At 69.6% G+C, this 22,419-nt stretch carries 12 protein-coding genes and 1 pseudogene; 1 reads left to right on the top strand and 12 read right to left on the bottom strand.

The window, feature by feature from the left end; genetic code table 11:
- Window positions 1–278: 278 nt before the first annotated feature.
- The 8 genes and pseudogenes from BLU84_RS27450 to BLU84_RS04050 form a co-directional block, all read right to left on the bottom strand.
- Window positions 279–2,294 carry a proprotein convertase P-domain-containing protein gene (locus BLU84_RS27450; protein WP_083382299.1) on the bottom strand — a complete coding sequence of 672 codons (2,016 nt, stop codon included), beginning with the start codon at window positions 2,292–2,294 and terminating at the stop codon, window positions 279–281.
- 716 nt (window positions 2,295–3,010) lie between these two features.
- Window positions 3,011–5,047, bottom strand: coding sequence for a PKD domain-containing protein (locus BLU84_RS04075; protein ID WP_074863125.1), 2,037 nt, complete (start codon window positions 5,045–5,047; stop codon window positions 3,011–3,013).
- A 451-nt stretch (window positions 5,048–5,498) separates the two neighbouring features.
- Window positions 5,499–6,086, bottom strand: coding sequence for a proprotein convertase P-domain-containing protein (locus BLU84_RS28230; RefSeq protein WP_425479321.1), 588 nt, complete (start codon window positions 6,084–6,086; stop codon window positions 5,499–5,501).
- A gap of 27 nt (window positions 6,087–6,113) precedes the next feature.
- Window positions 6,114–7,418 (bottom strand): annotated as a pseudogene (locus tag BLU84_RS04070) (M12 family metallo-peptidase); the annotation flags it as partial.
- A gap of 480 nt (window positions 7,419–7,898) precedes the next feature.
- Window positions 7,899–9,452, bottom strand: a complete 1,554-nt coding sequence (locus BLU84_RS04065) for a calpain family cysteine peptidase (protein ID WP_074863122.1) — start codon at window positions 9,450–9,452, stop codon at window positions 7,899–7,901.
- Between the two features lie 125 nt (window positions 9,453–9,577).
- Complete coding sequence (locus BLU84_RS04060; protein ID WP_074863120.1) at window positions 9,578–10,078, bottom strand: hypothetical protein; 501 nt, start codon at window positions 10,076–10,078, stop codon at window positions 9,578–9,580.
- Between the two features lie 244 nt (window positions 10,079–10,322).
- Window positions 10,323–10,883 carry a hypothetical protein gene (locus BLU84_RS04055; protein WP_074863118.1) on the bottom strand — a complete coding sequence of 187 codons (561 nt, stop codon included), beginning with the start codon at window positions 10,881–10,883 and terminating at the stop codon, window positions 10,323–10,325.
- A gap of 398 nt (window positions 10,884–11,281) precedes the next feature.
- Complete coding sequence (locus tag BLU84_RS04050; protein ID WP_170849080.1) at window positions 11,282–12,676, bottom strand: S8 family serine peptidase; 1,395 nt, start codon at window positions 12,674–12,676, stop codon at window positions 11,282–11,284.
- A 15-nt stretch (window positions 12,677–12,691) separates the two neighbouring features.
- Between BLU84_RS04050 and BLU84_RS27055 the strand changes: the two genes are divergently transcribed.
- The gene (locus tag BLU84_RS27055; RefSeq protein ID WP_170849079.1) at window positions 12,692–13,048 is read left to right on the top strand and encodes a hypothetical protein; all 357 of its coding nucleotides are present in this window, start codon (window positions 12,692–12,694) and stop codon (window positions 13,046–13,048) included.
- Here BLU84_RS27055 and BLU84_RS04045 read toward each other — a convergent pair.
- From BLU84_RS04045 to BLU84_RS04030, 4 genes are all read right to left on the bottom strand, one after another.
- Entirely contained in the window at window positions 13,038–14,819 is a 1,782-nt protein-coding gene (locus BLU84_RS04045; protein ID WP_074863114.1) for a S8 family serine peptidase, read from the bottom strand. The two genes, BLU84_RS27055 and BLU84_RS04045, sit on opposite strands and share 11 nt — an antisense overlap.
- Window positions 14,820–15,308: 489 nt before the next feature.
- Complete coding sequence (locus BLU84_RS04040; protein ID WP_074863112.1) at window positions 15,309–17,366, bottom strand: S8 family serine peptidase; 2,058 nt, start codon at window positions 17,364–17,366, stop codon at window positions 15,309–15,311.
- A gap of 849 nt (window positions 17,367–18,215) precedes the next feature.
- Complete coding sequence (locus tag BLU84_RS04035; RefSeq protein ID WP_074863110.1) at window positions 18,216–19,994, bottom strand: S8 family peptidase; 1,779 nt, start codon at window positions 19,992–19,994, stop codon at window positions 18,216–18,218.
- A 366-nt stretch (window positions 19,995–20,360) separates the two neighbouring features.
- Window positions 20,361–22,361, bottom strand: coding sequence for a S8 family serine peptidase (locus BLU84_RS04030; protein WP_074863108.1), 2,001 nt, complete (start codon window positions 22,359–22,361; stop codon window positions 20,361–20,363).
- Between the last annotated feature and the right edge of the window lie 58 nt (window positions 22,362–22,419).

Here is a 22,419-nt window from a genome sequence, read left to right as displayed (position 1 = left end):
AGCAGAACGGCGCTGTGCGCATTCGCGCACACTTCGCCGCGGTGTCGCGCAGCATCCCTGTAGGAGCGGCGCGAGCCGCGACTGCGAATCGGCGGCGACGACGCAACCGGCCGATGCCCGCGGCAACGGCAACCCTCGCGCATGGCAGCGGGTTTCGACGCAGGCGCGGTGTCGTGGTCGCGGCTCGCGCCGCTCCTACAGGGAGAAACGAAACTTCCTGGCCCCGAAAAAAGCCGCGGCCCGAAGGCCGCGGCGTGGTGCGGTTCAACCCGTAGGCATCAGAAGGTGATGCTCCACTTGTCGATGCGGCCGGTGTCGGCGGTGGCGTTGTCGTTCACCCGCAGCTTCCAGGTGCCGTTGAGCGCTTCGCTCGACAGGTCCTTGGTGAAGGTCTGGATGATGTTGTCGGCGCTGCCGCCGGTGCGGTTGTGCAGGTTGTAGACGGTGCCGTCCGGCGCGACCAGGTCCACCTTCAGATCGCTCTTGTAGGTGTGGTAGATCGTCACCTGGATCGGCGTGGTCGCCGAGCCGTTGCCGGTGCGGCCGGACACGGTGATCGGGCTTTCGACCGTCGCGTTGTCGGTGATCGCCACATCGGTGTCGTTGGTGTAGGTCTGCGCACCCGGGCCGCCGGACACGGTGACCGAACCGGTCTTGGTGTTGGTGGCGCCGCCGTTGTCGGTGACCGTCAGGGTGACGGTGTAGGTGCCCGCCGCGGCGTAGGTCTTGCTCGGGTTGGTCGCGGTCGAGGTGCTGCCGTCGCCGAAGTTCCAGCTGCGCGAGGCGATCGAACCGTCGCTGTCGGTGGAGCTGTCGGTGAAGGTCGCGGTCAGGCCGCTGGTGGTGGAGGTGAAGTTCGCCACCGGCGGGGTGTTCGGCGTGCCGCCGCCCGAATCCAGGCCGTCGATGAACTGCGCGCCGGTGCTGGCCGGATCGAGCCAATCGCTCAGGCGCGAGGCCGCGGCGCCGCCGCCGGTCCACGAGGTGAACACGCGGCCGTACTGGTCGCTGCGGTTGGTGCCGGTGGCGCTGCAGCTCGAGGGGCCACCGTGCAGTTGGCCGAGCACGCGCTTTTCCGGGCTGTAGATCGGCGAACCCGACGAACCCGGCTCGGTCACGCCGCCCGAGGGCTGCCACTGCACGTTCAAGTGCGTGGTGCCGGCGCCGCCGCCCCAGGCCACGAACGAGGTCGGGCTGGTGGAGTTGCTGATGCGCTTCTCGGCGACGTTGGGATGGTGGATGGCGATCGCGCCGGGATAGTTCTGGTCGCGACGGTCCCAACCGGCCCAGAACAGGTTGAACGCGGGGTTGGCCGCATTGTTCAACTCGAGCAGGGTGAAGTCGGAGGTGGCGTAGGTCGCCTTGACCGTCGAACCCGACTGGGTCTGGCTCATCGAGCCGTCGCCGTTGGCGCCGCTGGCCGGCGTGTTGGGCGCGCGGCAGGTCGAGTTCTGGTAGTTCCAGTACACCACGATCGACGCCGCGGTCGAGGCCGTGCCCATGCCGCAGTGGTGCGCGGTCAGGAAGTACATCTTGCGGTCGTTGGCGGTGTTGTTGACCAGCGAACCGGTACAGGCCAGCGTGCCGCTCTTCGAGTACGCGCCGACCGCGCGGATGATGTCGCGGCGGCCGTCGCCTTCGGGGCAGACCACGTCGATGTTGCACGAACCCGACACGCCCTTCTCGCCGGACGCAGCGGCCAGGCGGCGCGCGAGCGGGCCGAAACCGACGTAGTCGTGGTTGACCTTGGTCAGGCGCAGCTTGAACTCGCCGACCTTGTCGCGCGGGATCACCGCTTCGATCACCGCTTCGGCGCCCGGCACCACCGCCGTCCACAGCTGGCGCGCCGAGTTGTTGTTGCTGGCGTCGTACTGGCTGATCAAGCCGCGATCGCCGGCCGGCGCCTGAGTCGCCGGATACACCAGCAGGCGGCCGCCGGCGGGCATGTAGTAGTCGGTGAAACCGAAGTTCAGCGACAGCGCCTTCTCCGAGCGCACGCGCTGGCGCCACACGGCGAACTGGCCGTCGGCGGTGTATTCCCACGCGCCGGAGTTCTGCGGGGTCATGTCCACGTCGATCGCCAGGGCGAAGCGCGGGATGTCGCCGCGCTTGTCGCGCTGCAAATCTTCGGCCTTGGCCTTGGCCACGTCGAGCGCCGGCATGGTGCGCAAGGCGACCTTGTCGACGCTGGAAAGATTGGCGTAATCGAACGCCGCGGGGCGCGAGGCCGGGGCGGCGAGCGCGGCGCTGATCGACAAACCGAGCAACAGCAGGGAACCACAAATGCGTTTCATTGCTTGTCTCCGTCCGTGATGTGAGGCATGGCCCGACGCCCGGCGTGGCCGGTGCTGGATGGCGAACGACGTCGGGTCAAGCGGTGGGAACAGGATGCTCCAGAGGGTAAGGCGGGGGATTGCCGCATGCTTCCCCTACAGCGTGCGTTTGAAGCGCTACTTCGCAGCGATTGCACGTTCAATCGGCGTGGCATTTGTCGCCGGTGGCGGCGGCGTTCGCCGCATGGGCCACGGCGCGACTGTGAATCACCCGCGTCGCGCACAACAAGACGCAAATCCCCCGGCTGCACATAGCATCCGTGCATCGCGTCACGCATACGACGAAGAGTTGTTGCAGATGAAATCGGTGGCGAAAACAGGAAATCGAAATTGAGAACGCGCGCGAATTCAGAATGCGCGTCAGCGCACGGCGCGCGGGAACTTCGAGGTAGGGAGATCGGGCACCCGCACGATTGTGCGGAAAAGTTTCGGCGGCGCGAGCGCGAAACCCTTGAGGAAGCGACTGCAGGAGCGGCGCAAGCCGCGACCGCGACACTGCAGTTTCGACGCAGGCGCGATCTCGCGGTCGCGGCTTGCGCCGCTCCTACAGGGAGGGACCACAACCTGCGCGGGGAAGCAGCGGTCCCGGCACCCATGCGGCGCCGCAAAAAAAGCCCCGGCCGAAGCCGGGGCTGTGTCGCATCGCAGAACGCAGCCTCGCGGCTGCGCGATCGCGATCAGAAGGTGATGGTCCAGTTGTTGATGTAACCCGTATCGGCGCCCGCGCGATCGGCCGCACGCAGCTTCCAGGTGCCGTTCAAGGCTTCGCTCGACAGATTGACCGGATAGGTCTTCTTGATGTTGTCGGCGCTGCCGCCGGTGCGGTTGTGCAGGTTGTAGACGCTGCCGTCCGGCGCGATCAGGTCGACGATCAGGTCGCCCTGGTAGGTGTGGACGATGTCGACCGCGACCTGGGTCGGGTTCGGCGCATTGCCGGTACGGCCGGAGACCACGATCGAGCTGGTCACGCCGGTGGCGTTGTTGTCCGGGATGTTGACGTCGGTGCCGTTGGCGTAGGTCTGCACGCCGCTGGCGCCGACGGTGACGGTCGCGGTCTTGGTGTTGCTGGCGCCGCCGTTGTCGGTGACGGTCAAGGTGACGGTGTAGGTGCCGGCCGCGCTGTAGGTCTTGCTCGGGCTGGTCGCGGTGGAAGTGGTGCCGTCGCCGAAGTTCCAGCTGCGCGAGGCGATCGAGCCGTCGCTGTCGCTAGAGCTGTCGGTGAAGCTCACCGTCAGGCCGCTGGCCGAGGAGGTGAAGTTCGCCACCGGCGGCTGGTTCGACGGCGCGCCGCCCGAATCCAGGCCGTCGACGAACTGCGCGCCGGTGGCGCCGGTGTCGAGCCAGTCGCTCAGGCGCGTGGCCGCGGTGCCGCCGCCGGTCCAGGAGGTGAACACGCGGCCGTAGTAGTCGGCCTTCTGCTCCTGCGGCACGGTGCAGCTCGACGGGCCGCCGTGCAGCTGGCCGATCACGCGCTTGTCCGGGCTGTACAGCGGCGAACCGGACGAGCCCGGCTCGGTCACGCCACGGTTGACGCCCCACTTCACGAACAGGTGGGTGCCGTTGGGAACCGTCGGCGGGTTGTAGTCGGCGCCGCCGTAGCCGGTGAAGCGCGAGGCGCTGTCGGAGAAGCTGATGCGCTTGTCGGCGACGTTGGGATGGTGGATGGCGATGGAGTTCGGGTAGTTCTGGTCGCGGCGGTCCCAGCCGGCCCAGTACAGGTTGTAGGCCGGATTGGCTGCGGTGGTCAGTTCGAGCAGGGTGAAGTCGGACGCGGCGTTGGTCGCGCGCAGGGTGGCGCCGGTCTGCGACTGCGACAGCGAGCCGTCGCCATCCGCGCCGCTGGCGGCCGAGCCCGGCGTGCGGCAGGTCGAGTTCTGGTAGTTCCAGTACACCACCATCGAGTTGTTGACCGAGGCGCTGGTCATGCCGCAATGGTTGGCGGTCAGGAAGTACATCTTCTTGTCGTTCGCGGTGTTGTTGACCAGCGAACCGGTGCACCACATCGTGCCCTGCTTCGAATAGGCGCCGACCGCGCGGATGATGTCGCGGTAGCCGTTGCCTTCCGCGCAGACCACGTCGATCTCGCAGCTGCCCGAAGCGGCCTTGGTGCCGGCCTGCTGCTGCGCGCCGCGCACCAGCTTGCCGAAGCCGACGTAGTCGTGGTTGACCTTGGCCAGGTGCAGCTTGAGCTGGCCGAGCTTGGCCTTGGGCACCACCACTTCGATCACCGCTTCCTCGCCCACCACCACCGGCGTCCACAGCTCGCCGAAGGCGTTGTTGTCGGCGCTGGTGAAGCTGCGCACGCGGCCGGCGGCCGAGCCCGGGCCTTGGTCGGCCGGGTAGATCAGCATGCGCGCGCCTTCGGGCAGCTTGAACTTGTCGAAGTGGAAGTTCAGCGACAGCGCGTCCTTGGATTCGATGCGGGTGCGCCAGATCGCGGTGTCGGCGTCGAGGTCTTCCCAGGCGCCGTCCTTGAGCGTGTCGATGTCCACCGCCAGCGCGGTGGCGAAGCGCGGCACTTCGTTGCGCGCGTTGCGCTTGACGTCTTCGGCGCGCAGCTTGGCTACGTCCACGGCGGGCATGACGCGCAGGGCGATGCGGTCGACGCGGGCCAGGCGGGCGTGGTCGAACGCGGCCGGGCGCAGGGCGGGCGCGGCCAGCGCGCTGCCGATGGACAGGGCCAGCAGGCCGAGAGTGAGAGTGATGCGTTTCATGGCGTGATTCCGTCCGAATGGGAGGATGACGAGGGCGCCGCGCGAACGCGGGCCGGCGATGAAGCAGCGATGGGGCGTGGGTGACGAGGGCATTGCGGGGTTGCGCGGATCGGTGTTGCGCGATGCGGTGTTGCTCGACGCGGTGCGGTTCGAATCGGGGGTGTTGCCCCAAGCGACGGGGTTTCAAGCGGCGTTGCGGGCGACGCGGCGGGGCGGACGCGCCCGGTCCGAGGCGGAACCGGGCGCGACCGCGTCCGCGACGGCCCGCGTCCGGGCCGCCGTTGCATCGTCGCGTTGCGCCGCATCCGTTATCGAAGCGGCGCCAGGGCGTTGCGCTCCCCTGCGCGCAGGAACCCGGCAGCGGATACCGCCGGGCGGTGTTGCCGGCCTTGCGGCCGCACAGCGAACGCGGGCCGCGGGCGCCGCCGTTGCGGCGCCTGCGGCGTCACGATCAGAACGTGACGCTCCAAGCGTTGATGTAGCCGGTGTCGGCGGCGGCGCGGTCGGCGACGCGCAGCTTCCAGCTGCCGTTGAGCGCTTCGCTCGACAGGTTCACCGTGTAGGTCTTCTTGATGTTGTCGGCGCTGCCGCCGGTGCGGTTGTGCAGGTTGTAGACGCTGCCGTCCGGCGCGACCAGATCGACGATCAGGTCGCCCTGGTAGGTGTGGACGATGTCGACCGCGACCTGCGCGTTGCTCGGCGCGTTGCCGGTACGTCCCGACACCGCGATCGAGCTGCTCACGCCGGTGACGTTGTTGTCGGGAATGTTGACGTCGGTGGCGTTGCTGTAGGTCTGCACGCCGCTGGCGTTGACGGTGACGGTCGCGGTCTTGCTGTGGGTGGCGCCGCCGTTGTCGGTGACTGTGAGCTTCACCGTGTACGTACCCGCCGCGCTGTAGGTCTTGCTCGGATTGGTCGCGGTCGAAGTGGTGCCGTCGCCGAAGTCCCAGCTGCGCGAGGCGATGGTGCCGTCGCTGTCGGTCGAGCTGTCGGTGAAGCTCACCGTCAAACCGCTGGCCGAGGAGCTGAAGTTCGCCACCGGCGCGGTGTTGCCGCCCGGCGCGCCGCGGAACGCCGCCACCGCCGCCTTGGTCTGCACCAGCACGCGCTGGTTGTGGTTGCGGTCGGCCGTGCCCATCGCCACGCCGTTGTAGGTCACGTCCGGGTTCGACCAGTAGTTCAGGCGCGGGCAGCCGCCGGTGCAGTTGTAGGCCATGATCGTGCGCCACTTGCTGCCGGTGGCCGGCTCGTAGCGGTAGCCGTGGCCGTAGGCGTAGGGCGTGTTGGTCGGGTCGGCGGCCGGGTCGTGGCGCGCCGACAGCAGGTGGCCGATCTCGTGGGCGAAGCTGTAGTAGCCGGTGGCGCAGTCGTAATGCACGGTCGCGAACGCGGTCGCCGCGGTCGAGCCGATGGAGTGCGCGAGGCCGCAGTTGCCGGCGTCGTCGATGATCAGCACGCTGACGTCGGCGGCGTTGGCGTCGCGGCTGGCGTGGATGTCGTCCATGTAGCCGTCGCTGGGATCGGCGAAGCGCTCCTCGTCGGTGAAGTGGCCGTCGCCGGCCGAGGTGTATTCGACGGTGCGGTAGTTGGCCAGCTCCAGCTGGATGCCGACGTTGGAGTTCGTATAGCCCTGGTTGCTTTCGGCGATGGCCAGGTCGACCAGCGCGCGCATGTCGCCGCCGTAAGCGGTCACCGCCTGGTTGGTGGCGACCACCTGCACGCGGATGGTCGCGGTCGCGCCGGGATCCACCGCAGCGGGGCCGACCGCGGCGAGCGCGGCACGGCTCGCCGCGCGCATGTCGATCTGCGGCAGGTCCGAATCGCGATAACCGACCGGATGATCCGGCGGCATGCGGCTTTCGTCGACTTCGACCACGGCGTGGCTGCCGTCGGCGAGCGGACGGATGCGGTACAGCCGGCCGTCGATGCGCACGTTGCCGGTGACGCCGTCGCCGCGCCGCACCAGCGCGACCGAGTTGCGCTCGTCGCGGCGCACTTCGCGCCCGTCGTGCGCGGCCTTGCGCGGGTTCTCCTTGAGATGGCCCAGCCACACCGTGCCGCCGTCGCCGGTGTCACGCGCGCTGTCGAGCACGGCGTTGACGAGGTTGGCGCCCAGGCGCAGTTCGATCTCGCGCGTGGCTTTGGACACGAGCGCGGCGTCGGCGCGCTTGAGTTGCAGCGAGGCGGTGGCGGGCGCCGCGGCCAGGCGCCGGGCTTCGCCCGCGGCGGCCGATTGCACCGACGACGCGGCGGCGACGCCGGTACGCGCCGCGGGCGCGTCGCCGACGAACAGCGGTTGCGCGGCGAAGACCGGCAACACGGCGAATCCGGACAACAGTACGGCGGCACGCGCGGCGTGGCGCGCGCGCAGGCGTGAGGTGGTACGCATATTGTTCAATCCCCGAGTTCGAAGGCCGCAGTGCGGCCGAATGAAGTGCGTTGTTTGCAACTGTGCTTGTCAGGAGCGTTGCGTGTCGGCGGTCGGGCGTGCGCAGCGGGTGGATGAAGCGCCTGACCGAGGTGCGACCAGCGCCGCTGCGTCGCGCGTGGAATCTGCAATGCGCGCACAGCCGGTCGTGGTGCGGAGCCGGATCGTCGGCCGGACCGCATGACGACGCTAACGGCATCGCCCAGGCACCGGCAATGCTTGACGAGCGCTTGCAGCGGCTGCCTTCGTGATGCCTGTCATGCATCGGAAAACTGCCTCGAAAATGAGATTTCCAGCGTCTCGACACATGCGACGCGGGCAATGAAAAACCCCGACCGAAGCCGGGGTTGATCGAACGCGTTCGCGGCCGGGCGCGCGCGGCCGGCGCTACGGTTTCTTCGCCGCCACCACCGCGGCGGCCGCTTACAGCCTCGGCGCCTTGGGCGTGGGCTCGTCCAGCGTCGCCGCTGGCGCAGCGTGCTCGGCGCCCTGCGTTTGCGCCTGCCGTTGCGCCAAGGCCGCCTGGACTTGCTGCGAGGCCTGGACCAGCGGGGTGGCATGGTCTTGCGCGGACGGCAGGAACGCCAGCTTGACGGCGCTGTCGCCGATCGCGCCCTGCCCGGCGATCAGGCCGCTGCGGTCGTTGTTGAACACCGCGAAGTCGATGCGGTCCAGGTGTTCGTTCTGGCCGCCCTGCGGCCGCGGCGCGCCGGCCAGGCTGGCATAGGCCAGATTGGCGCCGGCCTGTTGCAGGCGCTCGCCGGTGAAGGTGCCCGGCGGAATGTTCGGCGAACGCTCGATCGCCGTCACCGCCTGCTGGAAGCGTTCGTGGCCGGGATGATCGGCGCGAGTGATGTCGGGCGCGCCGGCAGGCGCAGGCGTCGTCGCAGCCGGGTTGCGCGCAGCGGGGCTGGCCCCGGGCGGCGTCGGCGCGGGTTGTACGGGCGCAGGCGGCGCGGTGCCCGCAGGCGCCGCTTGCTCCGTTCCGGGTTGCGTCGGCGCGCCCGACGTCACCGCAGCCGGCTGCTGCGACTGCACGCGCGGCGCCGGGCCGATGTTGAACTCGGCCAGACTGCCTGCGCGGGTCAGGTCCTTGAGGGCGACGGTGATGACCGGATCGTTCGCGTTCCAGCTCCCGCCGATGTTGTGATTGCCTTCCTGCGCGCGCTGATTGTTGCCGTAGGGATTGCGCAGGGTGATCCGGGCTTCGTTGGTGGCCGGATCGCGCTTGACGTCCACCACCATGTAAGCGTGGCTTTCTTCGAGGCCATCGTTGACCTCGCGGCCCTGGGTCGCCAGCGTGACCGGCCGACCCGCCGCCAACGCCTGCTCCACTTGGTTGTAGGCCGTATCCAGCTCCGTCCGGTGGTTGGTCGCCGGCGCGTGGAACGGCGGCGGCTCCGAGCGCGCCACGTGGTTGGGCCCGGTGGGCCGTACCGCCGGCGCGTCGGGATCGGCAATCCGCACATTGCGGCCGGGTTCGCCGGTCACCGCGTAGATGCCGTCGGCCAGCGCGCCGCCGCCGGTCACCGCGCCGATGGTGCGGTAGCCGCGGCCCAGATCGGTCTGACCGCGCTCGTTGCGGCCGTAGAGTTCGGCGAATCCGGCCTCCATCACCGTCGGCCATAACGGCCCGGCGCCGTCACGGTTGTTGTCGGCGACGCCGCCGCCGTCGCGGCGCAGGTTGTTGCGGATGTCGTCTTGCGAAACCACCACCGACTCGCGGATCGGCTCGCTGCGTCCCTGCCCGCGCTCTTGCTCGTTGGGCGGGCGGTACAGCGTGACCGTAAACTCCTGGGTGCGCGGATCGAAGGCGATGGCATCGCGGATGCGGTCGGGCTGGCGCTCGCCCAAGGCGCCCAGCGGGGCGAGAAAATAGCAGTCGTAGACTTCGTCCTGGCGGATATCGTCCCAGTGCGGACGACCGTCCGCGCCATACAGATCCGCTGCCGTGTACTGACGTGCTTGTCCGGCCATCTCGCTGGTCCTTGCCTTGGGCGGTGTCTGGAAGATCGGAGTCTTGAGGTCGAAGGTCTCGAACAGCGGCGGTGCGAAGATCGTTGATTGGAAGATCGTTGCCTGGAAAAGCAGAATTGCGCAGATCAGCGTTGCGAAGGCTGCGATCGCGAAGCAGGCGCCAGTTCGAAGTAGCCAAGCAGACGGCGATCGCCCGGGCCCGGCAGGCCATCGCGTCCGCGCACCAAGGCCAGGTAGCGCGGGCGACCCTCGTCGAGCTTCCACAACAGCAATGCGTAATGCTCGTCGTCCTGCCAGCCGTCGACCTGCAACGTGCCGCCCCAGGTCTGCTCAACGTATCGATTCGCCAGACCCCCCAGGCCGGACCACTTGGGCGACCCCGGCTCGGTCGCAGTGAAGCGTCGCTGCAGCACACGGTACTCGCCCCTGAGCCTGTGCTCCAGCCACTGCGCCATCGCCGCCTGCGCCGGCTCCTCTGGCGGCGTCGCGGCGGCACCATCCGAACGTTCTGGCGTCAGCTGCGCCTGCAGGCTTTGCAGCAGACGGTCGCCGCTGGGGACGGTGCGACAGCCCCAGAGCGCACAGCAGGTCAGGATCAGCAAGGCTGCGACGGGGCGGAGCTTCAAGGCACGTCTCCTTCGGCCAGATCGGGCCAGTCTACCCGCAGCGTCGCCACCGGGCCCGCGCGGTCAGCGCGCCGGGCGCCCCCGCTGCATACGCTCGCCCTCGTCCTGGGCGCACTGGCCAGCTTCTGCGGCACGGCCCACGGCGACAACGAAAAACCCCGGCCGAAGCCGGGGTTTTTCGTTGCATTCGGCCGGTGGTCCGCAGGGTCGGTCGCAGCCGGTACATCGCGGCGAGCGCCGGCGCTTACTTGTCGACCGTCGCCGGCTGGCGAATGATCGGGCCGAGCGAGATGTGGTTGTCCGGCTCGATGAACTGCACGTCCGGATCGGCGGCGAAGGCGTTCATCAACGCCACCGCCTCGCCGCGGTCGAGCGCCGGGCTGACGCTGAAGACATCGGCGTTGATGCCCATGCGGTGCTTCCAGGTCAAGGCGAGCCCGCGCTTGCCGAACTGCGCGGCGGTGCGGTCCAGCCGCGGCTGCACCGCGCCGACCTGCTTGAGCGGCTGGGTATCGTCGCGGTACTTGACGATGAACTGGCCGAACGGCCCGGCGCCGACGGGTTCGCCGACCTGGGCCTTGGGTTTGTTCGGATCGGCGGCGGCGCGATCGGAGGGCATGGGCTGGGGCTCCGGTGTGGGGACGGCATCGACCGAGGCTTCGCTCGGCAGGTTCGGTGCGGCCTTCGGCGCGGGCGGCTTGGCGGCGTCGGACGAGGCGTTGCCGGAGGCCATGCAGGCGCCGACCGCCAGGCACAGCGAGACGGCGATGGCCGCGGGGACGAGGCGGCGGGACAGGGGCGACATGCGGGCGACTCCTTCGGTGAGGAATGGTCTGCAACGCGCCGGGGCGCGCAACGGGGTCGATAGTAGCGGTTCGCGCGCACAACCGAGCCTGAAACCGCGGCGGACGCGCCCTGCCCTCGCATCGCTGTCCGCGCCCGCGAGGCTATCCGCGCCCGCGAGCACGAACGCGAACGCGCAGCAACGATGCGGAAGAAAACGCTGCCCCGACCGAGGCCGAGGCAGCGTGGTGGATCATGGTGCGGAGCAACACGCCCGCTTCCGATTCAGGATGCGGCAGTACGGCCGCAGCAGCGCCCAGCCAACAAACTGCCGCGCCCGCTGCGGCCTCGACCGCGCGAGCCGTCGGATCGCCGCGACACCGCGCCGCCGCGACACCGATGCGCGTAGCGTTCGCGCGACTACTTCGACGCTTTCGCCGCCGCCACCGCCGCGGCCGCATCGACGATGCCCGCGCCGCAGCCCTTGGAACACTTGCTGGACGGCATCGGCCGCGCGGTGCTCTTGAGGATCGCCTCGACCTGCGCCGGCGTCTTCGCCGGCGCCGCCGAGCGCACCAGCGCGGCCACGCCGGCCACGTGCGGCGAGGCCATCGAGGTGCCCGACTTGCTGCCGTAGCCGTCGTTGGCCACGGTCGACAGCACGCTGCTGCCCGGCGCGCTGAGGTCCAGCGTCGGCCCCCAGGCCGAATACGAGGCGCGCGCGGCGTTGCGGTCGGTGGCGCCGACCGACACCACGTTGTTGCAGCCCGCCGGCACATTGCCGGAGACGTTGTTGTTGCCGTTGCCGGCGGCCACCACCACCACCGCGCCGTTGGCCACCGCCGCGTCGACGCCGGCCTGCCACGCCGGCGTGCAGGCGATCTCGCTGCCGAGCGACACGTTGATGACCTCGGCCGGGTTGGCGTTGTCCGGCACCCCGGCGACGCGACCGCCCGAGGCCCAGACGATCGCGTCGATGGTGTCCGAATGGGCGTTGTAGCCGCTGGAACCGGCCGCGCGCACCGGCACGATGCGAGCGCCGTGGGCGATGCCGGCCACGCCCCTGGCGTTGTTGGTCACCGCGGCGATCGTGCCGGTGACGTGGTTGCCGTGGGTGTTGACCTCCGAGTCGGCCGGATTGGCGTCGCGGCCGTCGCCGTCCAGCGACTTGCCGCAGCCGGCCGGCAGATCGTCGATGCCGCATTCGGCCGCGTTGCGGCCGCTGACCGAACTGACGAAGTCGTACCCCGCCAGCACGTTCGCGTTGAGGTCGTTGTGCGGCATGATCCCGGAATCGACCACGGCGACGACCACGCCGGCGCCGTTGGTGGCGTTCCACGCGGTCGGCGCGCGCACGCCCGCGGCGGAATCGGCGTAATGCCATTGCTGCGGGAACTGCGGATCGTTCGGCACCATGCGCGTGGTCACGCCGCCGTCGGCCTGGACGAATTCGACGTTGGGGTCGGCGGCGAGCTGGCGCATCAGCGCCGCCGCGGCGGCGCGCTTGAGCGGCGCGGGAGTGGCGACCACGCGCATGCCCGGCAGCGCCATCGCGCGCAGCGCGGTGAGCTTGGGTGCGCCGGCGCGCGTGGCGGCGGCGTCGAGCGCGGCGCGCATCGCCGCGACCTCGCGCGAAGGCGCGCTGCCGAGGCGGAACTTGACGATGAACTGGCGGTTGCCGTCGTCGCCGAGCCCGGCGAAGTGGGCCTGGCCGGCCAGCGCCGGCGCGGCGGCGCTCAGCACGAGCGCGGTGGCGGCGGCCAGCAGGGTCGTGCGGGCGGTGCGGGGTGAATGATGGCGCATGGTCGTCCTCATGACGGGTTCGTCTTCATGACGGATCCAGATGATGGCGGCGCTACGGCCGTCTACCGCCCGCGGATGCGGATCCGAAACGCATCCTGGTTCGATCATCGGCCCGGCGCCGACGCGCGCGCAGCGGCGATGCGCTCAAATCCCAAGGAAAACAGCGAACGCCATCGCAGCCTGAGGGAATTCGGATCGGTCCGAGCCGCGCTCGCGCGTCTGCGGGTGCGCACGCCGCAGGTGCGAGGTACGGCGCGCGGCCGTGGTTTCGCCGTTGCTCATCGCATCGGCGCAGGATGTGGAGAGATGCGGATCGAAAAAAGAAAACCCCGGCACAGGCCGGGGTTTTCGTCGAAGCTGCGGCGCGTGCCGCTTAGAACGTGATGCTCCAGGTATCGATGCGGCCGGTGTCGCCGTTGGCGTTGTCGTTGACCCGCAGCTTCCAGTTGCCGTTGAGCGCCTCGCTCGACAGATTCAGCGAGAAGGTGCCGCTGAGGTTGTCGGCGCCGCCGCCGGTGCGGTTGTGCAGGTTGTAGAGGCTGCCGTCCGGCGCGACCAGGTCGACCTTCAGATCGCCGCGGTAGGTATGGACGATGTTGAACGAGACCGAGGCGTTGGCCGGCGCGTTGCCGCTGCGGCCGGCCACCGCGATGGTGCTTTCCACCGTGGTGTTGTCGCCGATCGCCACGTCGTTGCCGTTGCTGTAGGTCTGCGTCCCGGTGCCGGGGCCGGGGCCGGTCGAGCCGCCCGCGGCGGCGACTGCCGCAGCCGCGTCGATCAGGCCCGCGCCGCAACCGCCCGAGCAATTGCTGGCCGAGATCGGCCGGGCGGTGCTCTTGAGGATCTGTTCGACCTGGGCCGGCGTCTTGCTCGGCGCCGCCGACAGGATCAGCGCCGCCACGCCGGCGGCATGGGGCGCCGCCATCGAGGTACCTTGCTCGTAACGGTAGCCGTTGTTGCGATAGGTCGAGAGGATGCCGTTGGCGTCGTTGGCCGCCGACTGCGCGCCGCCCGGCGCGGTGATGTCCATGCTCGCGCCGAAATTGGAGTAGTACGAGCGCGCGCCGTTGCGGTTGCTCGCCGCCACCGACACCGCGTTGTTGCAGCTGGCGGGGGTGAAGTTGGCGACGTCGGTGTTGTTGTTGCCGGCGGCGACGATCACGGTCGAGCCGTTGCCGACTGCGGCGTTGATCGCCGCCTGATAGGCCGGCGTCTGGCTGCACGGAGCCCCGCCGCCGAGCGAAAGATTGATCACCTCGGCCGGATTGGCGTTGGCCGGCACGCCCGAGACGCTGCCGCCGGAGGCCCAGACGATCGCGTCGGCGATATCGGAATCGCTGCCGACGCCGTCTTTGCCGAGTACGCGCAGCGGCACGATCTTGGCATTGAACGCCACGCCGGCCACGCCGAGGTTGTTGTTGGTCACCGCCGCGATCGTCCCGGCGACATGGGTGCCGTGCATGACGTCGGAGACGTCGGCGGGATTGGCGTCGCGGCCATCGCCATCGTCGGACCGGCCGCAGCCCGCCGTCGCGCCGGCAGGGCGGCATTCGGCTTCGGAGAAACCGGTGGACGAGCTGACGAAGTCGTAGCCCGGAAGAACGTTGGCGTTGAGATCGGTGTGCGAAGCGATGCCGCTGTCGATCACCGCCACCACCACGCCGGCGCCGGTGCTGGCGTTCCAGGCGGTCGGCAGGCGGATGCCGGCGGCGCTGTCGGCGTAATGCCACTGCTGCGCGAAGCTCGGATCGTTCGGAGTCATCATCATCCGGCTGATGCCGTCGAGCTGGACGAATTCGACGTTCTCGTCCGCGGCGATCTGACGCATCAGCGCGGTGGCCTGGGCGCGGTCGAGCGCGCGATCGGACGCCACGACGCGGGCGCCGGGCATGATCATCGCGCGCACGGTGCGCAGGCGCGGGCCCGTGGCCGCGCCCGGCGACGCCACGCGCTCGGCGGCACGGTTGAGGGCGCCGCTGAGCGACTTGGCATCGCCGGCCGGCGCGCTGCCGCTGCGGAACTTGACGATGAAGCGGCTATTGCCCTGATCCTGCAGATTGCCCAGATAGACCTGGCCGGCGAAGGCCGGCGCGGACAGGGCCGCGAGCGCGAGCGCGGCGGCGAGCGCGTTGAAGCGAACGGAACGGACTTGCATCGTGTTTCTACCCCCAAGCGGAAGAATGAAGAGACGATCGTGAGGCGCGCGAGCGGATCAAGCTGCGGGCGCGCGGCCACGGCGCCGAGCCGGCCGGATCGCTGTCGCGCGATCTCGGTTGCGTTTCAATCTAGGAGCAAGCGCGCGGGCGACGCCGCCCTCGGCGTTTCGCTGAAGCGAGAGAAACGAGCGCTCGCTCACGTCTGGCATTTTTTAGGACGAGTCTTAGAAGCGCCGCGACTCGCCGCTTTCCGCGAGCGACGAACGTGGGACTGCACGGTTGCGCCGCTCGGCGCGCGCTCCAGGCCCCGCCTTCGAGCTACCGCGGGACATCGGCTCAAGTCCACCGCACGATAGACAAAGCACCGCAAGACCACGGCCCGCGGGTCCGCGACCGCGCACGCATCGCCGGCGAGAGCGACGAACACGCAACGAAAAAGCCCCGGCCGGAGCCGGGGCTTGGTATCGCATCGGCGAATGCCGCTTTACTCAGAAGGTAACGCTCCAGCTATTGATGTAGCCGGTGTCCACCGCCGCACGGTCGGCCGCGCGCAGCTTCCAGGTGCCGTTGAGCGCTTCGCTCGACAGGTTCACCGTGTAGGTCTTCTTGATGTTGTCGGTGCCCGAACCGGTGCGGTTGTGCAGGTTGTAGACCGAGCCGTCCGGCGCGATCAGGTCGACGATGAGGTCGCCCTGGTAGGTGTGGACGATGTCGACCGCGACCTGCGCATTGCTCGGCGCGTTGCCGGTGCGGCCGGTGACGCTGATGGAGCTGGTCACGCCGGTGGCGTTGTTGTCGGGAATGTTGACGTCGGCGCCATTGGTGTAGGTCTGCGGCCCGCTGCTGGCGCCGACGGTAACGGTCGCGGTCTTGGTGTTGCTCGCGCCGCCGTTGTCGACGACGGTCAGCTTGACGGTGTAGGTGCCGGCCGCGCTGTAGGTCTTGCTCGGGTTGGCCGCAGTGGAGCTGGTGCCGTCGCCGAAGTCCCAGCTGCGCGAGGCGATGGAGCCGTCGCTGTCGGTCGAGGTGTCGGTGAAGCTCACCGTCAGCGCGTTGGCCGACGAGCTGAAGTTCGCCACCGGCGCCTGGTTGCCCGGGGTGCCGCCGGCCGCGGCCACCGCCGCTGCCGCGTCGACCAGGCCCGAACCGCAGCCGCCGGAGCACTTGTTGGCGGCGATCGGCCGCGCGGTGCTCTGCAGGATCTGCAGGATCTGCGCCGGCGTGCGCGGGCTCGCCGCAGCAGCCTGGATCAGCGCGGCGATGCCGGCCACGTGCGGCGCCGCCATCGAGGTGCCGGCCATCGGGCCGTACGCGTTGCCGCTGACGGTGGAGATGATGCCCTCGGTCGAGCTCGGCCCGAAGATGCCGTTCTCGCCGCCCGGCGCGGTGACGTGGATGGTGGCGCCGTAGTTGGAGTACGAGGCGCGCGAACCGGCCTTGTTGCTGGCGGCCACGCGGATCACGCCGTTGCAGCTGGCCGGGGTGAAGCCGGCGACATCGACGTTGTCGTTGCCGGCGGCGACCACCACGGTCGAGCCGTTGGCGATCGCGGCGTCGATCGCCGCCTGCCACGCCGGCGTGTCGCTGCACGGGGCCGGGCCGCCGAGCGAGAGATTGATGATCTCGGCCGGATTGGCGTTGGCCGGAACGCCCGGCACGGTGCCGCCGGAAGCCCACACCACCGCGTCGGCGATGTCCGAATCCGAGCCGAAGCCCTGGTTGCCGAGCGCGCGCACCGGCACGACCTTGGCGTTGTACGCCACGCCCGCGCCGCCGGCGCCGTTGTTGGTCACCGCCGCGATGGTGCCGGCCACGTGGGTGCCGTGGACGATGTTCGACGAGTCGTTGGGATTGGCGTCGCGGCCGTCGCCGTCGTCGGACTTGCCGCAACCCGGCGAGGCGCCGGCGTCGCGGCATTCGGCGTCGGAGAAGCCGGTGGTCGACGAGATCATGTCGTAGCCCGGCAGGATGTTGGCGCTGAGGTCGGTGTGCGACAGGATGCCGCTGTCGACCACCGCGACCACGATGCCGGTGCCGGTGCTGGTGTTCCACGCGGTCGGCGCGCGGATGCCGACGGCGCTGTCGGCGTAATGCCATTGCTTGCTGAAGCTGGGATCGTTCGGCGTCGCCAGCGCGCGGCGGATGCCGTCGATCTGGACGAACTGCACGCTCGGGTCGGCGGCGATCTGGCGCATCAGCGCGGCGGCTTCGTCGCGGCCGAGCGCGCGGTCGGAGGCGATCACGCTGGCGCCGGGCACCAGCATGCGGCGCACCTGGTGCAGGCCCACGCGCGCGCCCTTCGAGGCGGCCGGCAGCGTCAGCTTGGCCGCGGCGGCGTCGAGCGAGCGGCTCAACGCGACGCCGCCGCTGGCAGCGGCGCTGTCGGTCTTGTACTTGACGATGAAGCGGCTGTAGCTGCCGCCGGCCTTGAGCGCGCCCAGGTGGGCGTCGCCGGCGAAGGAAGGCGCGGCCAGCGCGGACAGCGCGAGCGCGGTGGCCGCAGCGAGCAGGTGCGTACGGTGGCGGCGAACGGAACGGAACGACATGGTGTAACCCCTCAAAGTAAGCGCCGCGAGGCGGCGAAAAGAACGTTCCGGCGCGCCGTCGTGGCGGCTGCGGCGGCGGGAATCGCTGCGAAGGGCGCGCGTGGGGGATCGCGTCCGGGGCACACGCTATCTGTGCAATAAAGGCGCGGATAGATGCGTTGGGCCCGGTTTGTCCGCGAGTAATCGATGTCGATCACAGTACGCGCATTGGTAATGAAAGCGAGGCGCGCAAGCATGCTTTTGACAGTCGCACGCGCATAGTTTTTACGCTTTTAACGCACCTCAAAAACACCGAGATATCCGACCGGCTACTTGTAGCAGCGGCGCGAGCCGCGACCGCGAAACCACCCGCTCGCGCCGAAACCCTCGCCGCAGCCGCATTGGCGCGGTCGCAGCTCGCGCAGCTCCTACAGCCGCTCCGGCCGCCACGCGATCTACCTGTAGGAGCGGCGCAAGCCGCGACCGCGCAGCCACCCGCTCGCACCGAAACCCGCGCCGTAGCCGCCTTGTCGCGGTCGCAGCTCGCGCAGCTCCTACAGCCGCTCCGGCCGCCACGCGATCTCCCTGTAGGAGCGGCGCAAGCCGCGACCGCGCAACCACCCGCTCGCACCGAAACCCTCGCCGTAGCCGCATTGGCGCGGTCGCAGCTCGCGCAGCTCCTAAGGCCGCTCCGTCCGCCACGCGATCTCCCTGTAGGAGCGGCGCAAGCCGCGACCGCGCAACCGCGCTTGCGTCGAAACCACCACGGGCGCGCGAAAAAACCGCAACTCTCTGAACGAAAAAGCCCCGGCCGAAGCCGGGGCTGCAATCGCATCGCTCAACGCAGCCATTGCGGCCGCGCGGCAAGGATCAGAACGTGACGCTCCAGCTGTTGATGTAGCCGGTGTCCACCGACGCGCGATCGGCCGCGCGCAGCTTCCAGGTGCCGTTCAAGGCTTCGCTCGACAGGTTCACCGTGTAGGTCTTGACGATGTTGTCGGTGCCGGCGCCGCTGCGGTTGTGCAGGTTGTAGACCGAACCGTCCGGCGCGATCAGGTCGACGATCAGGTCGCCCTGGTAGGTGTGGACGATGTTGATCGACACCTGCGCATTGCTCGGCGCGTTGCCGGTGCGGCCGGACACCACGATCGAGCTGGTCACGCCAGTGGCGTTGTTGTCCGGGATGTTGAAGTCCGCAGCGTTGCTGTAGGTCTGCGTGCCCGGGTTCGGGTTGCCGCCGCCGAGCGAATCCAGCGCCGCCTTGGCGTCGACGATGCCGGTGCCGATGGCCTGGTCCGGGGTCTGCGGGAACGCGCGCGCGGTGGTCTTGAGGATGGTCTCGATCTCGGCCGGGGTCTTCGGCGTCGTCGCCTTGGCCTGCAGCAGCGCGACCACGCCGGCCACGTGCGGCGTCGCCATCGAGGTGCCGCCGTAGGAGGCGTAGCTCTCCGAACCCGGCGTGGTGGTGCCCGAGTTGAGCGTCGACAGGATGTTCGAACCCGGCGCGGCCACATCGACCACGGCGCCGTAGTTGGACTTCTGCGTGCTGCTCCACACCGAACGCTTGCCGGCGCTGTCGACCGCGCCGACCGCGACCACGTTGTTGCAGTTGGCCGGACGCGCGTTGGAGGCGTTGACGTTGCTGTTGCCGGCCGCGACCACCACGGTCACGCCGCGCCCCACCGCGCCGTCGATCGCCGCCTGGTAGGTCGAACCGCAGGCGCCGCTGCCGCCGAGCGACATGTTGATGACTTCGGCCGGGTTCGGATTGGCCGGGATGCCCGACACGCTACCGCCCGAGGCCCAGGTGATCGCGTCGGCGATGTCGGCCAGGGTGCCGCCGCACTTGCCGAGCACGCGCACCGGCACGACCTTGGCGTTGTACGCGGTGCCGGCCACGCCCTTGGCGTTGTTGGTCACCGCCGCAACGGTGCCGGCGACGTGGGTGCCGTGCCAGCTGGAGTTGCTGCTGTAGGTCACGCCGCACTCGCCGGCGGTGAACCAGTCGCCCTGGTCGGCCGGATCCGAATCGCGGCCGTTGCTGTCGCGCGCGGCGGTCGAATCGCTGATGAAGTCGTAGCCGGGCAGGATGTTGGCGTTGAGGTCGCTGTGGTTGGTGATGCCGGTGTCGATCACCGCCACCACTACGCCGGTGCCGGTGCTCACGTCCCAGGCCTGCGCGGTGTTGATGCCGGACGCGCCGTAGCCCCACTGCTCGCCGAAGCGGGTGTCGTTGGGGGTGAAGAACGCGGTCATCGGCGCGTTCTTTTCCACGTATTCCACGTTCGGGTCGGCGGCGATCTGGCGCATCAGCGACTCGGCTTCGGCCGGGTCGAGGCGGCGGCCGGCCTGGACCACGTCGGCGCCGGTGCCGATGCGGCGCAGGTGCTTGAGGCCGAGCTTGGCGCCCTTGCCGGAGAAGCTGGTGGCCGCGTTGTCGAGCGCGCGGTTGAGGCTGGCGGCGTTGCTGCGCTCGGCGGTGCCGGCGGCGTATTTCACGATGAACTGGTTGTTCTGGTCGGCGTTGGCCAGCGCGGCGAGGTTGATGCGGTCGGCGGCCGAGGCCGACAGCGCGATGCACGACAGCGCAGCCACGGTGGCGGCGGCGAGCGCATGCTGGCGCAGCGCGCCGTTGGAACGATAGGACATGGTGGAACCCCCAAAACGAAGTGCCGCAATGCGGCGTTCAACGCGCGGTGTTCGGGCGGCCACGTCCGTGTCGGCTTACGCCAGCGCCCACGCTGTTTGTGTACGGACTCGGTGTTGTCCCGGCCCGCCTTAACACGCTACGTATGCAACAGAAGCACCAACAAGATGGATAGAACCCACATCGCGCGCCGGACCCGCGATACGCATCACACATTTGGATTTCGGTCGCTACGCGGCGGGTGGAAGCGCGGCCTCACTGCGTCCCGCCGGGCGCATTTCACAGCTCGGGTGTGAGCCGGCCCGCAGGCAAAGAAAAACCCCGGCCGAAGCCGGGGTTTTTCGTGACGCGCATCGCAAGCCGGAGGCTTAGAAACTCAGGCTCCAGCTGTCGATGCGGCCGGTGTCGACCGAGGCGCGGTCGGCAGCGCGCAGCCGCCAGGTGCCGTTCAAGGCTTCGCTCGACAGGTTCACCGTGTAAGTGCGGTTGATGTTATCGGTGCCGTTGCCGGTGCGGTTGTGCAGGTTGTAGACCGAGCCGTCCGGCGCGATCAGGTCGACGATCAGATCGCCCTGGTAGGTGTGGACGATGTTGACCGACACCTGGGCGTCGCTGGGTGCGTTGCCGGTGCGGCCCGACACCGCGATCGAGCTGGTGACGCCGGTGGCGTTGTTGTCCGGGATGTTGGCGTCGGTGCCGTTGCTGTAGGTCTGCACGCCGCCGCTGCTGCCGACGGTCACGGTCGCGGTCTTGGTGTTGCTGGCGCCGGCGTTGTCGACGACGGTCAGCTTGACCGTGTACGTCCCGGCCGCGCTGTAGGTCTTGCTCGGGCTGGTCGCGGTGGAGGTGGTGCCATCGCCGAAGTCCCAGCTGCGCGAAGCGATGGAGCCGTCGCTGTCGCTCGAGCTGTCGGTGAAGCTCACCGTCAGGCCGTTGGCCGAGGAGGCGAAGTTCGCCACCGGCGCCTGGTTGCCCGGCGTGCCGCCGGCCACCGCCGCGACCGCGGCGTTGGCGTCGACGATACCGGCGCCGATCGGGCGATCCGGCGCGGACGGGAACGCGCGCGCGGTGTTCTTGAGCAAGGTCGCCATCTGCGCCTGGGTCAGCGGCGTCGACGCGGCCGACTGCACCAGCGCGGCGACGCCGGCCACGTGCGGCGCAGCCATCGAGGTGCCGCTCAGCGAGCCGTACTGGTTGTTGGCGCCGTTGAAGCCGTTGACCGTCGAGATGATGGCCGAACCCGGCGCGGCGACGTCCACGCGCGCGCCGAAGTTGGAGAACGACGAACGCGCGCCGGTGTTGGTGACCGAGCCGACCGAGATCACCGAGGTGCAGTTGTTGAGCGTATAGCCATTGGCGTCGGCGTTGCTGTTGCCGGCGGCGACCACCACGATGGTGCCGCGGCTGATGGCGAAGTTGAGCGCATCGCGGGTGCCGTTGTCGCAAGTAGCCGGGTTCTGGCTGCCCAGGCTCAGGTTGATCACATCGGCGGGATTGGCGTTGGCCGGAACGCCCGGCACCGAGCCGCCGACCGCCCAGGTGATGCCGTTGATGATCGCCGCGGTGCTGCCGCGCGGGCCGTCGAATACGCGTACCGGCAGGATCTTGGCGTGGGGCGCGGTGCCGGCGACGCCGACGCCGTTGTTGGTCACCGCCGCCACCGTGCCGGCGACGTGGGTGCCGTGAAAGCCGGCGGAATTGGTCGGGTCGCTGGGGTCGTTGTCGTTCTGGGCGAAGTCCCAGCCCGGCAGCATGTTCGCGGCGAGGTCGGCATGGCGGTTGACGCCGGAGTCGATCACGCCGACCACCGCGCCGGCGCCGGTGTTGCGCTCCCAGGCCTGTTCGGCGCGGATGCCGCCGGGGCCGTTGCCGAAGCCGAACTGACGCGGGTACTCGGGATCGTTCGGCGCCACGTACAGCACCATTTCGCGATCCACTTCGACGTACTCGACGTTCGGGTTCTCGGCGATCTGGCGCATCAGCGCCTCGGCCTCGGCCGGGGCGAGCTTGCGGTTGGCGGTCACCAGGTCCGCGCCCAGCGCCAGCGCCTGGGCGCGGCGCAGGCCGATCGCCGGCGGCGCCTTGGCGCCGCTGCGGCTGTTGAGCCCGATCAGCCGGCCGGCGCTGTTGGCCGCCGCGCTCAGCGAGCGCTGCAGTTCGCTCGCGTCGCGCCGCTCGACGCTGTCGCTGCGGTACTTGACGATGAAGCGGTCGGTCGACTGGCCCGACGCCAGCGCGCTGGTGTTGACGCGCAGGTACTGGATCGGGCCGGCCGCGAAGGCGGACGCGGCGAACAGCGAGGAAACGGCGAAGGCGGTGGCGACCGAAAGCGTGCGCAAGCGCAGAGGACGCGAAGCATGACGGGGCATCGGACTTTCCTTTCGAACGAGTGGCCGCAAGGCGCGGCGAGTGCGGCGCGCGGCTGCC

This window comes from Lysobacter enzymogenes (assembly GCF_900106525.1).
Lineage (GTDB): Bacteria > Pseudomonadota > Gammaproteobacteria > Xanthomonadales > Xanthomonadaceae > Lysobacter > Lysobacter enzymogenes.
The sequence above is the reverse complement of the archived record's forward strand: the minus strand, read 5'-3'. Positions and strand labels throughout refer to the sequence as shown.